This window comes from Aeoliella straminimaris (assembly GCF_024054565.1).
Lineage (GTDB): Bacteria > Planctomycetota > Planctomycetia > Pirellulales > Lacipirellulaceae > Aeoliella > Aeoliella straminimaris.
Window position 1 is genome coordinate 92648 of sequence record NZ_JAMXLR010000028.1, and the last position, 12766, is coordinate 105413.

Below are 12766 nucleotides of genomic sequence, written 5' to 3' on the forward strand. Positions count from 1 at the left end.
AAACTACGGCAAGCAGGATGCTTACCCCACAACAAAAAAGCCGACCGTCACCCTGGGCAGCGAAGTCCTGTCTTTATTGTTCGTGTGCCCATGGCAGCTTTACTTTCGGCGGGTTGACAGGGCATCCTGGTCTTGGTTGGCCCGTCGCTGGGCAAACTCCCTATGTTTCGTCCCCAAGAGTAATTTTTCGATGGCAGTCCGCATGACAGCCTCGTCAGTCTCGCTCTGAGCAGTTAGAAACTGCAACAGGAGCGCATCTTCGTCTTCCGGATCATTGCACAAGATTTCATTGACCGCGTCCTTAGCTGCGGCAGTGTCCTGCAGGACGAGGAGGCAGCAGGCTCGGGTAACTTGTGCTTTCCTGGGGTCGAATGAGAAGAAACTGCTACGACATTGCAGGGCCGATTCCATATCATTGATCGCTTCTCGGTAGCGGCTCTGGAATAACCGCGTGCGTCCACGGTTATAGTAGGCATGCGGTTCGTCAGACGCGAACTCTAAGGCCATCGTGTATTCGCCGTCTGCTTCTTCAAATTCGCGATCCAAGGCCAGTGCATTTCCCAACACAAAGTGGGCAAAATACTCATACTTGCTTTGCATTCCAATCAGCTTTCTCGCAACTCGACATGCTTCTTCCTGTCGGCCCAGCGCCCCTAAGGCCAAGGCCTCGATGGCGATTCTCTTTGGAGACTGGGGCATTGTGTCCTTCAACTTCAATGCATCCTCCAAGGCTTCCGCAGGCTTGCCGATTGCATAGTTCCCCCACGCACGCTCTAGGAGCACCGCCGAGAACTGTGGTAGCTGTGGGAACTTCTCCACCCATATTGAGAGCACCTGGGTCGCTTCCTGATAACGACCACATCGACAGCAGAGAGCGCCGAGATTCGTGTAGGCCTTTGGAAATTCACTATCGGCGGCGATGGCTGCCCTGAAGGCCTCATACGCTTGCTCGGGTTGTTGAGTATGTAGGTAACATACTCCTAGCGCATTCAATGACTTCGCATCGTTAGGTTCCAGTCGTACTGCCTCTTCAAGAAGTCTGAGGGCATCACCATAGCAACCTTCATCAAGGCAATTACAGCCTTGGGCATAAGGGGTGCTCTCGCAATCCTGCGTTGCTGAATCTCCCATTGCTGCATTTAGACTGAACAGTTGCAGCGCCAAAAGCAGCGCAACGCAGCGAAGGACACGTCGAACGGGGAACTGTACGCTCTGCTCATATAGGAATACGTAGCCCACGGACTGCCAAGATAGAACCATTCTTCTGCCTTTTGGTGCTTTGAAGGTGTGCTGGATGCGCCGGCAGGATACCAATATCTCTCCAATCGAACCTACCCCAATATGCCTCGAGCCCCGACTGAAACGGCACGCTTAATCCTAGGAACATTTTTCAAACAAAAAAAACGACCGGCCCTCTTTCGAGCGCCGGTCGGCTTTGGTCGTTTCGGTCTTGGGCGAGTCGTTCGCCGGGTGCCCCGAATGGTTTGGCGTGCGACTCGCACTATTCTCCCATCTTCAGCAGCTGTCCGAACTGCTTGATCGACTGGGCGTTAACTTTCAGGCCTTTGTGGACCGAAAGGTGGTTGTTGCTCTTCGCAAACTTCGAGGGGCTCGGGCCGGGGAAGCCAACTTGAGGTTGGGGCTGGGAGAACTTCTGCGTCGGGGGATTGAAAGGGGCCGACTTCGGAGTGATGGGGCCGATGCCGCCACCGCCACCAAAGAACTTCGAGCGGTAAACCACCGCACCGCTGTGCACGTCGCGGATGGCCAGTGTGACGCTTCCACCCTGGTACATCGCCTGGGTGAGGGCCTGGTTCCACGCACCGTGGTAGGTGAGCGGCATGCCGTTGAGCGTCAGAATCGTGTCGCCGGGCTCCAGGCCCAGTTCGCGGGCGATGCCGTGGCAGTTAATGTGGGTAACTCGCTCGCCATAGCCGTTGATGTTGTAGCTCTGGAAGCCAAACTTTGGCAGGAAAACGGGTTGGCCAACAGGCGGCTGAATGGCCGGGGCTACATTCCCGCCAACCAGGTACGCTTTCGGCTTGGCCGAAGCGTCCAAGGCGAGCAGTGCGGCGATGGTCAAAGCAAACGCGGTGGCGAGGATGGTCGAGCGGATCATGGCAGGGTCTCCAGTTCAGGATGTTGCGGGCAGTGGTCTCCGGCTTGGCCGGACATGCCAGACCATTAAGGCAACCACAGTGCCAGCAATGCTGAACTGGAAACAAGAATCACCGCAAGGCTTTGCGATAAAACGACTTGCGAAAAACAAACGAATTGGCATGCGCCGCTTTTTTGACGCAAGACACACCTCAAGCGCACTCAACTTGACTGCGCCGCCATCCACTCTGAGACCCGCAAACCCTCGTTCTAGGCGGGGCGATTGAAGAACCGATACGCCACGAGCACTTCGTACAGGTCGGCAGGGATGGTCACTTCGTCGTTGGCAAAATCATGCAGCCAGGTACGACGGTTGAAGTACGCGTCGGCCAGCAGCGGAATGATCTCCTCGGCCGGCAGAGTCACCGAGCCTTGCCCGCCAAGACGATTTTCACCGGCATCGGGCGTATTCTCGGTGTCGGGTCCGTGATAGACTCGCAGTCGTGTGGCGTTCATCGGCGTGATCCTTCACAACATCAATGGGGGGAGAAGAGAGCCAGAATCGTTCCGGCTCGTTCTTCATCGGGATGACGACCGTGGCAGGTTTAATGCATATGGCAAAATGAAACGCTTTTGCGGTAATCTGCCTTCGCAACCGCTTGCGCTGCTGTCGCCATTTCTTGACAGCCTGGGTCCAGGCAATCCACAATGCCCGGAAGCGCATACGACTGATAGCATCGCCACACAATTGCGCGACAGGTACTGATGGGCACCTTGTTGATTGAATCCACCTGCTAGCATAATTGAACCATCACCCGGTCACGTTAAGAAGTTAAGTTGACGACACCTCTCCCGAAACCTGTTTCGAGCCCGCTTCCAGCGCGGCTCCCAGGTGGCTCATCGAGGCGACAAGCGTCGATTGCTTGACGCAAGGCTTTTCATGGATTCACCGCTTGTAATCGACTTTGCTCGGGTAGCTCGTAAGACGAAGCTCCCCGCTGATCAGGTGCGCGCCACGGTCGAGTTGCTCGACAGCGGCAACACCATTCCATTCATCACGCGGTATCGTCGCGACCAGACGGGAGGGCTCGACGAAGAACAGATCGAGCAGATCCGCGCGGCGGCCGATGAACTGCGTCAGCTCGAAGCTCGCAAGGGAACCATCCTGCGCTCGCTCGAAACGCAGAACAAGCTGACCCAAGAACTGCGCAAGCAAGTCGAGTCGGCCGAGACGCTGCGGCGACTGGAAGACTTGTACCTGCCGTTCAAGCCGAAGAAGCAGTCGCTGGCTTCAAAGGCACGCGAGCAAGGCCTGGAACCGCTGGCGGACGAAATCCAGAACGAGATTTCGTCGGCCATGGATCTGGATGCCCGAGCCGCCGACTTCGTGAACGAAGACAAAGGCATCAAAGAGGCAGCACTGGCCCTGGTGGGCGCCGGACACATCCTGGCCGAGCGATTCAGCGAATCGGTCGAGTTGCGGCAACGCGTTCGCAAATTGTTCCGCAAGACGGCCAAGCTTACCTCGACCAAGATATCCGACGACCACAAGAAGAATCCGCTGTTTAAGGACTACTTCGAGTACCACGAGCCCGTCACCAAGGTGCCGCCGCATCGGGTGCTGGCCATCAACCGGGGCGAGAAGGCCAAGGTGCTGCGGGTGGGCATCGAGTCGGACACCGCCGCCATCGAAGAGCAGGCCATCGAGCTGATGGTGCGCCCCGACCACACGCATGCCGAGTTCCTGAAAGGTTGTGTGCGGGACTCGCTAGAGCGACTGGTGATTCCCTCGCTGGAGCGGGAAACCCGTCGCGAACTGACCGACAAGGCCGAAACGCACGCCGTGGAGGTGTTTGCCCGCAACCTGAAGGCGCTGCTGCTGCAGCCGCCCGTACCGGGCCGGCGAGTGCTGGCGATCGATCCGGGCTACAAGAACGGTTGCAAGCTGGCGATGATCGACGAGCACGGCAACCTGATGGCGCTGGGGCTGGTGAACATCACCGGCTCGGAGGAAAAGACGGCCGAAGCTCGCGGGCAGCTGCTCGACGTGATTCGCGAGCACTCGCCCAACGTGATCGCTATCGGCAACGGATCGGCCTGCCGGCCGACTGAGAACATGGTGAGCGACCTGCTCTCCACCGATCTGGCCGACACCGAGATTCAATACGTGATCGTCAACGAGGCGGGCGCCAGCGTGTACTCCACCAGCGCCATCGGCCGCGAGGAGTTCCCCGAATGCGAGGCGATCGACCGCAGTGCGATCTCCATCGGTCGCCGGCTGCAGGATCCGCTAAGCGAGCTGGTGAAGATCGACCCGGCGAGCATTGGCGTGGGGCTATACCAACACGATGCCAAACCCGCACACCTGAAAGATACGCTCGAACAGACGGTGCAGTCGTGCGTGAGTTTTGTGGGGGTCGACGTCAACACGGCCAGCTCTGCCCTGCTGCGAAACGTGGCCGGGCTCAACCAACTGGTAGCGCGGCGGATCCTCGAGTATCGTACCGAACACGGTCCGTTCAAGTCGCGCGCCTCGCTGCGGGACGTGAAAGGTCTGGGCGACGCCACGTTCGTGCAGGCGGCGGGGTTCCTTAAAGTCGAGGAAGGCGAAAACCCGCTCGATGCCACGTGGGTGCATCCCGAGAGTTACGACGCCGCGACGCGGCTGCTGGCCGAGCTTGGTATCGAGCTGGAGCAAGTCGGCAAACCAGGATGGGCTGACTCCTTCGCCGAAGCGCTGAAGGATCGCGATCGTACAGAGCTGGCCACCAAGCTGGAACTGGGCGAGCACGCCTTGGGGCAACTAATCGAAGCACTCGAGCGCCCCGGCCGCGACCTGCGTGCCGATCTGGCCCCGCCGGTGTTCCGCCGCGACGTGGTGAAGCTGGACGATCTGGCGGTTGGCATGCAACTGCGTGGCACCGTGCTGAATGTGGTGGACTTCGGCGCGTTTGTCGACGTAGGGCTCTCCGACAGCGGTCTGGTGCACGTCAGCCAACTGCAGAACGACTACGTTCGCGATCCGCACGAAGTGGTGGCCGTCGGCGATCAAGTCGACTGCTGGGTAACAGCCATTGACACCGATCGTCGCCGCGTGGCGCTCACCATGATCGAGCCAGGCACCGAGCGGCCCAAACCCGAGAAGGGATCGCGTCGGAAACCTCGTCGGCGCGCAAAACCAGCCGCCAAGGAAGGGGAACAGACGGCCGCGAAAAGCGAAGGTCAGCGGCCACCGCGGCAGAAGCGTGAAGATCGAGGCGGCCGCGGCAATCGGGGCGGCAAACGGGGCCAACGCGGCAAACGGCCCGAACGCACCCAGGACCGGCATGGCGCGTACGAGAAACGCGCAAAACGCAAGGTGGTTCCCCTCACCAAAGAGATGGAAGAAGGCAAGGAAGCGATGCGTAGCTTCAGCGACCTGCTGCAATTCGTGCAGAAAAAAGAGCAGGATAAGCCCGGCGAAGGCGGACAGAAGAACTAACGCGGCTAGGCGTCGACTGCGCCAGTGCGTAGAATTGTCCTCTGTAGACCAACCGCTGAATGCTGACCGCCGAGTGCCTTTCGCCATGGATTTTCGCAAACGCCTCCAACTCGCTGCCGACCGAGGAATGCGCACGCGCAGCGAGCGCGAGAAAAAGGAGGCGGCCGAGGCCTATACCGAGGAAGAGTATCGCCGGCTGCACTCGAACTATCGCCTGGAACTTTCCGACCACATCGAGGCCTGCCTAGGGCAGTTGGCCGACAACTTTCCCGGCTTCAAGTACGAAACACTTGTGGGCGAGACGGGCTGGGGTGGCGCCGTAAGCCGCGACGACTTGGAAATCGACGCCGGCAAGCGACGCAACGCCTACAGCCGACTGCAGGTGCTGGTTGGCACATTCAACACTTACCACGTGCTGGAGATCTCTGCCAAAGGTGCCGTGCGTAACAAAGAGAACTTCAACCGCCAGCACTATGCCAAACTGGATGACGCCGATCTGGACGATTTTCGCCAACTGATCGAACGTTGGGTGCTCGACTACGCCGAGCACTACGCGGCGGGCTAATAGCCCGCACGCCAACTGACGAGTTGCGGCTCGTCGGAAGAATTCACCACAGGCTCGGGGGGGCCTTCACATGACCGACACCGGCATCGACTGCGAAGCGGATTACCGCCTCACTCTGAGATTGTTGCTTGTCGCGGCGACTATCTACGGCAATTCAGGTCTGTCTGTAGGCGACCTTGACCAACAGAATGTTCGGATCGAGCGAACGCCCACCGCACGGCTGGTATTTGGGCTCCCCCTGACCGGGCTGGTCTCGACCGTTACGACTGGCACGGCACATGCTTTGAGGCTGCTTGGAGGAAGACCGGTAGAGTTGAGATTCTGAGTTGGGCTCCTCGGTGACATCGAGCCTGTGAGCTACGCTTGGGCGTATAGAGGGGGGACATACCATGGATTATTCCACGCTGGAAATTGCGGGGGCCCAGGCCGTTGAGCTCCTGGAGTTGAAACGCGTCTGCTACAGCAGTAGCGGCATGTATCCATTCCTGATTGGAGACTCCGACGACCTGACGCGCCTGCAACTGGTCGGCGACTTCGAGAACCGAAGTCCCGGCGAAATCATCCACAGCTCAGCAGCCGTCGACCTGTCGCTGTGGATGGCCAGGCGACAGGAAGAGGAAGAGCTGTACGATTTCGACCCGGCCAAGGTACTCGGCACCTGGCCCGCCAGTCGGGTCGTCCGCGATTCGATTACGGTGCATCGCGATGACTTGACGAACAAGGCGAAACCCCGGGTGCAAATGGGGCTCGCGACGATCGACCAGCCTTGGCACCTGCCCGCGGTGTTGAGGTTCGGCAACTGGAACGACTGCCCCGATGCGGTGGTGCATTGCGCATTTTTACAGCATTGGCAACGCGAATTTGGTGCTGAGATTGCTTGCGCGTCGAGCCATACACTGGAATGCATCGTCAGCCGCCCTCCCCTGGATCAAGACGCCGCGCTCCACCTGGCGTGGGAGCAATTCTGGTATTGTGAGAATATCGTCCACGAGGAATACCAGACGATATCGAACCTGGCCGCCGCGCTGCTGGGCGCAAACTACTGGTATTTCTGGTGGGATTAGCGCGTACTGCTTGACCAATCACGCCCCCACCACACGATGAATCCTTACCAGGCCCCCCGCACGCAGTCGAAAACGGCGGCCGAGCAGCGGCGGTGGCCGTTCGACATTTGCAGGCAGGTGGGACTCTATCTGCAGCTACTCTCCGGCATCGGCGTAGCCTGGATGCTTGTTTCCTGGTTTCGCTCCGGAAACCTGGAACTCGATCTGCTCTCGCTCGTCTTACTGTGGTCGGCGTTCGGGCTAAGGCGGCAAAGCTGGGCAGCCAGGCAGGCGGCCATCGTGGTGCTCTCGCTCATGGTGTTGGTCAGCATCGGCCTGGCGTGTACCGCCGCGGTGCTGGGAACCGACAACGTGGAGCTGACCGTTGGAGTGGAGATCGAATCGCCCCGGTTGTGGCAGCTGTTGTTGTTCACGGCCGGCGTGCTGGCACTGACCGGTCCACCGCTGTATCTGCTGCTCACCCGCCAAGCCCGGCGAGAATGCTTGTATCGGTCGCCGCGACTGCAATACGGCGACTACAACTCGGACGATTCCTCCTGAGCTACAGGGCAACTGCTGATGAAACGCCTCCGTCTGGCCGCCACACTACTGCTGGGCATTGCCACCGCGTTGCTGCTCGCCATGTGGGTACGCAGCTACTGGTCGGCCGACCGTTTGGAAGGTTGGACACCGGGCGGCGAGTCGCTCATTGTCGCCAGCAAGCAAGGCTGCGTGGCCACGATGGCGTTTCAGTGGAAGGGTCCGGCCGACGACTGGCGCTGGCAACTCAAGAGCACCGAAGTCGACGCCACCGATTCGTTTCCTGCTCACGACATGTCCGAACATTCCAGCCGCGGCGGCTTCGACGAACTCGACTACACCGTGTACGTCGTCTCCCCGCCGATGGAGCGGGCGGGCGGCGTGATCATGGGCGGCGAGGCCTACTGGCTTCGCGGCCAAGGCGTGATCGTACCCTACTGGTCGCTGGCGCTGGTGGGTGTCGCACTGACCCTCGCTACCCGCTGGCGCGGACGTTTCACCGTTCGCGGCCTGCTGATCCTGCTGGGCGTGGTTGCCGTATTGCTGGTGGGAGTGAAATTCTTGCTGACCGCCGAGCCCGTGGATGTGGACGATGTGCCCCTACCGTGAGCAAGCGTTCAACCGCGGCATCGCCTCACCGCCAACCGCCAGTGCCACACGCGCTCACGCTTCCGGCTTGCGGAACACCAGCAGGTAGTTCTCCTTCAGCCCCTTGAGTTTCGGCTCGTCGGCCAGCTCAAAACCGGTGGAGAGGATCTCCTGCGTAAACACATCCTTACCGGCCCGCACGTGCCCCAGGGTCCATTCGGAACTCACCCCTTCTTCGCGCACAAAGTCGACCACCACCAGCCGCCCACCAGGACGCAACGCCTTGTAGATGGAAGCAACCGTCTTCTCCGGGTGCTCGAAGTGGTGGTAGGTATCGCATACGTAAGCCAGGTCGATCGATTCGGCCGGCAGGTTCACCGAGTCCTCATCGCACAGCACCGGCGTGATGTTGTTGATGCCGGCCGCCTGCGCGCGGTTGGCGATGTGCTGGACAAAGTTCGACGAGATGTCCACGGCGAACACCCAGCCCTCGTCACCCACGGCACTCGAAAACAGCACGGTGAACAAACCACTCCCGGCGCCAACGTCGGCCACGCGCATCCCCGGCTGCAAGTCGAGCGCCGCGAGAATCTCGTTACGAGCTTCGTACGCTTCGCGGCCATCGCGCTCGAATCGCTTGGCCCACTCCTCGGGATTCATCTTCGGATCAAGAAACTTGTCATTGATCCCTTCGGGCAGCGCCACGGCCGCCGGTTGAGCGAACGCAGGCACACAAGTCATCGTAACTACAGCAAACAACAGCAAGAAAGTTCGGCACATGGCTGATTGAACGGTTAGGACAATGGAAGTGAATCGGCAAGAGCCCCATTAGAGCAAACCCAACGCCGCGGTGCACCCATTTCATCCGCGCGCAAATTCCCCGTAGCCACCGTCGCCAGACGGTGGCCCTAACCACAAACGCCGCAGGGTGCCTGGGGTCGAGTTCCACGAGCCCCCAGCAAACAGCCCACAATCAACTGAGCGAAGACTCTCGCGGACCGCGTGGCGGCCCGGCTATTTCAGCTCGCTGGTTTTGGGACAACTTCCGGGATCTAAATTCGTGGGCCCAAAACTCCCTGGTGATTTGGTCGGCGACGGCTGGCAAACCGCTGCTTTTTCCGACGTTTGTAACGACTCCGAAGAGTTTGTCCCCCCGCGTTGTTCCCCGCATGGTTCAGAGGCCGGTTCAGAAGTTGACTCAGCGCGTTGTTTCCTGATCACCCCAATCAAGTCGTCGCGAAATTTCTGCAGCGCCTCCCAATCGACCACCAGGCCGGGCGCCGGTTGTTTGCCGTACCGCGCCGGGTTGAGCTTCTCCAGATTCCTGGCCGACTGCTGCCACGTCTGCCCGCGCGGCGGAACCCACTTCGGCGGCACCACTGGCCCATCCATCGGCGGCAACGTCTCCGGTTTAGTCTCAGGCGAGGCTACGGGAGGATTTGGTGCGGCATCGTTGGAAGAGGCATGGGCGGAGTCCGTCGCGTCATCGCTGGTGGCAAAATCGCTGGTCCTTTCACCCGGCGCATAATCGCGCGGCCACCACGCAGGTTCGTAGGGCGGCAGGGTATCTCCCGGCTTCGCCGCCAGCTCCGGCACCAGGTTCACGAACGCCTGATCGATCTTCCGGCCGAGGTAGGCCTCGTCCTCCCGAAACACGGCCGCACACAGCACCGCATCTTTCACCTGCCCGGCGAGCTTCACCAGTTCCACGCGCGTAAGCGTCACTTTATCAGCCGCATTGGCCGCATCCCGTCGCGCTTGCCGCTCCAAACGCCGTTTCTCCTGCCGATCGAGCAACCACGCCGCCGCCCGCCAATGCGTGTCCGCCTTCCGCTGGATGGCTTGTAGCGGTTTGAGCTGCACCGCCATCTCCGCACGCCGCACGCGGAGGTCAAAATCCTCATCAACCGTGCGCTCCCGCTTAATCGTCTTCCGATCGCACCCCACGTAGCGAGCAATGCTCGCCATGCTCATCCCGGCCGATAACAGCGCGATGATTTCGCCCTTCTTCACATCGTCCAACACTCGTGGTCGTGCCATTTTTCGGTTCTCCAGCCCTTGGGGGAAATAAACATGCGTACAGTACGCACCGCATCCCCGTTATACCCCGCGGAGTGTAAAAAAATGAGCGTAAACCAAGCCAAAACGCCGAGTTTTCACGTGGACACATTCTCCCTCGTTCCCACGCTCCGCGTGGGAATACCTGCCCGACCGCTCCGCGGTCATTGATTCCCCGCATCGCAGGCCGCAACAAGTCGTACGGTGGGTGGTTCCGTCGGCGGCGACAACCTGTCGTGGCGAGAACTTCTACCCGCCGATGGGTTCACCCACCATGGCATGGACCACACGCACAACGGTGGGTGAACCTGCCGGTCGTGAGAACCAAGGCATCGCAACGCTAGATCCGGCAGAACCACCCACCCTGCGTTCTCGGGACATCGCTTGATGGCAGGTTACAACACGGGCGAAGTCGCGTGGCACACAGAACAATAGTGACTGACCAGTGCCACCCGTCCGATCAAGATGCCGTTGTTTGCAGGGACTGAGCGGCAACTGGCTCTATTGACCGCTCGGGATAAAACCGATGGCCCGGCATGCAAACTTGAAGTCTTAGCAGCTTTCGCCAGCTCAGACTTGGGTTGATCGATTTGCTATGCCGATCTATTTCCCGCGACCAGCGCTTGTTTCGGACGTCTTATCACTAAAACCAATCCTGCGAGCAACAAACCTGCACCAAAACCTGCGAAATAGGTCGAAGCCCAGCTAGCGAAATCGTACCACCGGGCTCTGATCTTTTCGGTATGATACGAAACAACAGGCTCCCAGCCGAAGTACCAGGCATAAGTTCCATCGGATATCGCTTTCCGTAATTCGTCGCTCATCACTGGGTACGATTTGAAATGCTCGGGTTTCAACGGCACCCGGATACCGTCCCGTGGTTGGAAGCGAAAATGATCCACGGCCATCTTTTTTAGGTTATCGGCGTGGTTGATACGCTCTTGAGCGCGACTCAACGCGGTTTTCCCCTGTTGCTCGTCGGTGTTCCCATTCAGCTTGCCCGCCAATGGCTCCTTGATCGGGGAGATGAATTCCGGGGTTTGGTCGGGTGTATCAGCATGAAGAAGTGTGGCGAATTGCTCGCTGTCAACGTACCTGACCGAGCCGTCCCCAAATGCAACGTATCCTCCCGACTCGGGGCAAACGTAGTGATACCCGAGGACGATGTCCGCAGCATTAGGCTTAAGCTGTCTCATCGCGGGAATGGGCGCCAACGTGGCGTTGCTGAGGTACTGGAAGCCGTAGTGGCCGCCTATCCCGCCTGCCAACATGGCTCCCCCCAGTACGGTTAGTGTTAGGCGTACACCTTTGCTGGACGTGCCTGCGAGCATTCCCAACAAGACGCAAGAGAAGACTACGCAGCCTACGGTGATGTAGTCGTACAACGTATTCCAATCGCGGAACGCGTCGACGTTATTGCGACCGATCGCCATCGCCATCCAGCCAACTACCCCGACGGCTGCAACGAGCAATAAAACGCAGACAGCACGCACCAATAGTCGCATGTCTTGACTCAATTCCTCATCCCTTTCAACTCGGCGACGTTCGTCCAAAGCAATTACTGACGGACATCCGCAAGAAGTTCGATGCACCAAGGCTAACGTTTAGGATAACCCGGCCCACAAACGAGTTTAAGTATAGTCGAGCGAGCTTAATAGGCGTCAGCAAATGCACGCGCGGGTGCCACTCTACGCCGCCGCAGTGACGGCACATCCGCAGAGATCATTGAACAGAAGGTAACGAAGGAAACAAAGAATGCAGGAAAGATCGATGCGGCTCTTGGGGCGTTGCTTGATGGCAGGTCAAAACGCGGTCAGTGCCCGTGGCACCCGGCGTCAACCTCGACAGGAAACGATGAATGTCTTTGACCAGTTGCACGACCTGCAGTACACGCGAACCTTCTTGTGCCACCGCATGGCCCATCCACCGAGTGGGACTACGAGTATCAAACCTAACCAGCCGAGAATCCCAACGGAGACAACCGTTAGCGTGACGAGAAACGCAACCGTGCTCCATCGGTAGCGTCTGGGATATAAACGCGGATACAGAATATCGCTAAACCTGCGATTGCAACTTGGACATGATCGTGGCAGGTCGATATATCGATACACCCGGCGTTCTGGTTCTGTAGCTGGCGATTCTGCTGCCGCAACCGGAGGGCTACAGGAGTCGCCAGAGGCGTTGCCTTTCTGGACGGGTGCTTGCCGACACGAGGGACATACGCCGTCCTTTGTAGGAACAACTCGCATCCCACAATTTGGGCATTCAATGACCTGCATTCCGATCCTCAAGCACAGCGTACTTCAAGGCGTGCAGTTCCGGGAAGTTAAATAGGGTGCATTGAATATAACCTGCACCGTCGGTCAATTGTGCGTATTGGCTCTGACCGATGGC

Annotated in this window: 11 protein-coding genes; 5 read left to right on the top strand and 6 right to left on the bottom strand. The window is 59.2% G+C overall.

Annotated elements, in window-relative coordinates; all coding sequences use genetic code 11:
* Positions 1 to 99 precede the first annotated feature (99 nt).
* From NG895_RS08885 to NG895_RS08895, 3 genes are all read right to left on the bottom strand, one after another.
* Complete coding sequence (locus tag NG895_RS08885; RefSeq protein WP_252852128.1) at positions 100 to 1164, bottom strand: tetratricopeptide repeat protein; 1065 nt, start codon at positions 1162 to 1164, stop codon at positions 100 to 102.
* Between the two features lie 337 nt (positions 1165 to 1501).
* Positions 1502 to 2119 carry a PDZ domain-containing protein gene (locus NG895_RS08890; protein WP_252852129.1) on the bottom strand — a complete coding sequence of 206 codons (618 nt, stop codon included), beginning with the start codon at positions 2117 to 2119 and terminating at the stop codon, positions 1502 to 1504.
* A gap of 248 nt (positions 2120 to 2367) precedes the next feature.
* Positions 2368 to 2613, bottom strand: coding sequence for a hypothetical protein (locus NG895_RS08895; protein ID WP_252852130.1), 246 nt, complete (start codon positions 2611 to 2613; stop codon positions 2368 to 2370).
* Positions 2614 to 3037: 424 nt separating this feature from the next.
* On the opposite strand from NG895_RS08895, the gene NG895_RS08900 reads away from it, so the two are divergent.
* The 5 genes from NG895_RS08900 (at position 3038) to NG895_RS08920 (ending at position 8335) form a co-directional block, all read left to right on the top strand.
* On the top strand, positions 3038 to 5578 hold the full coding sequence (locus NG895_RS08900) for a Tex-like N-terminal domain-containing protein (protein ID WP_252852131.1): 2541 nt from the start codon (positions 3038 to 3040) through the stop codon (positions 5576 to 5578).
* A gap of 85 nt (positions 5579 to 5663) precedes the next feature.
* The gene (locus NG895_RS08905) at positions 5664 to 6143 is read left to right on the top strand and encodes a hypothetical protein (protein ID WP_252852132.1); all 480 of its coding nucleotides are present in this window, start codon (positions 5664 to 5666) and stop codon (positions 6141 to 6143) included.
* A 389-nt stretch (positions 6144 to 6532) separates the two neighbouring features.
* Positions 6533 to 7207: a DUF4253 domain-containing protein gene (locus NG895_RS08910; protein WP_252852133.1), complete on the top strand. Its 675-nt coding sequence runs from the start codon at positions 6533 to 6535 to the stop codon at positions 7205 to 7207.
* Between the two features lie 36 nt (positions 7208 to 7243).
* Positions 7244 to 7747: a hypothetical protein gene (locus NG895_RS08915; protein WP_252852134.1), complete on the top strand. Its 504-nt coding sequence runs from the start codon at positions 7244 to 7246 to the stop codon at positions 7745 to 7747.
* 18 nt (positions 7748 to 7765) lie between these two features.
* The gene (locus NG895_RS08920) at positions 7766 to 8335 is read left to right on the top strand and encodes a hypothetical protein (protein ID WP_252852135.1); all 570 of its coding nucleotides are present in this window, start codon (positions 7766 to 7768) and stop codon (positions 8333 to 8335) included.
* A gap of 54 nt (positions 8336 to 8389) precedes the next feature.
* Here the strand turns inward: NG895_RS08920 and NG895_RS08925 are convergent, their stop codons facing one another.
* The 3 genes from NG895_RS08925 to NG895_RS08935 form a co-directional block, all read right to left on the bottom strand.
* On the bottom strand, positions 8390 to 9094 hold the full coding sequence (locus NG895_RS08925) for a class I SAM-dependent methyltransferase (protein ID WP_252852136.1): 705 nt from the start codon (positions 9092 to 9094) through the stop codon (positions 8390 to 8392).
* A 234-nt stretch (positions 9095 to 9328) separates the two neighbouring features.
* Positions 9329 to 10354, bottom strand: coding sequence for a helix-turn-helix domain-containing protein (locus NG895_RS08930; protein ID WP_252852137.1), 1026 nt, complete (start codon positions 10352 to 10354; stop codon positions 9329 to 9331).
* Between the two features lie 611 nt (positions 10355 to 10965).
* The gene (locus NG895_RS08935) at positions 10966 to 11877 is read right to left on the bottom strand and encodes a hypothetical protein (RefSeq protein WP_252852138.1); all 912 of its coding nucleotides are present in this window, start codon (positions 11875 to 11877) and stop codon (positions 10966 to 10968) included.
* Positions 11878 to 12766 lie beyond the last annotated feature (889 nt).

Bases quoted from the DNA above. Each gene is read 5' to 3' on its own strand.
- NG895_RS08900 (WP_252852131.1), top strand. From the start codon at position 3,038: ATGGATTCACCGCTTGTAATCGACTTTGCTCGGGTAGCTCGTAAGACG.
- NG895_RS08890 (WP_252852129.1), bottom strand. From the start codon at position 2,119: ATGATCCGCTCGACCATCCTCGCCACCGCGTTTGCTTTGACCATCGCC.
- NG895_RS08925 (WP_252852136.1), bottom strand. From the start codon at position 9,094: ATGTGCCGAACTTTCTTGCTGTTGTTTGCTGTAGTTACGATGACTTGT.
- NG895_RS08910 (WP_252852133.1), top strand. From the start codon at position 6,533: ATGGATTATTCCACGCTGGAAATTGCGGGGGCCCAGGCCGTTGAGCTC.
- NG895_RS08915 (WP_252852134.1), top strand. From the start codon at position 7,244: ATGAATCCTTACCAGGCCCCCCGCACGCAGTCGAAAACGGCGGCCGAG.
- NG895_RS08935 (WP_252852138.1), bottom strand. From the start codon at position 11,877: ATGCGACTATTGGTGCGTGCTGTCTGCGTTTTATTGCTCGTTGCAGCC.
- NG895_RS08905 (WP_252852132.1), top strand. From the start codon at position 5,664: ATGGATTTTCGCAAACGCCTCCAACTCGCTGCCGACCGAGGAATGCGC.
- NG895_RS08930 (WP_252852137.1), bottom strand. From the start codon at position 10,354: ATGGCACGACCACGAGTGTTGGACGATGTGAAGAAGGGCGAAATCATC.
- NG895_RS08895 (WP_252852130.1), bottom strand. From the start codon at position 2,613: ATGAACGCCACACGACTGCGAGTCTATCACGGACCCGACACCGAGAAT.
- NG895_RS08920 (WP_252852135.1), top strand. From the start codon at position 7,766: ATGAAACGCCTCCGTCTGGCCGCCACACTACTGCTGGGCATTGCCACC.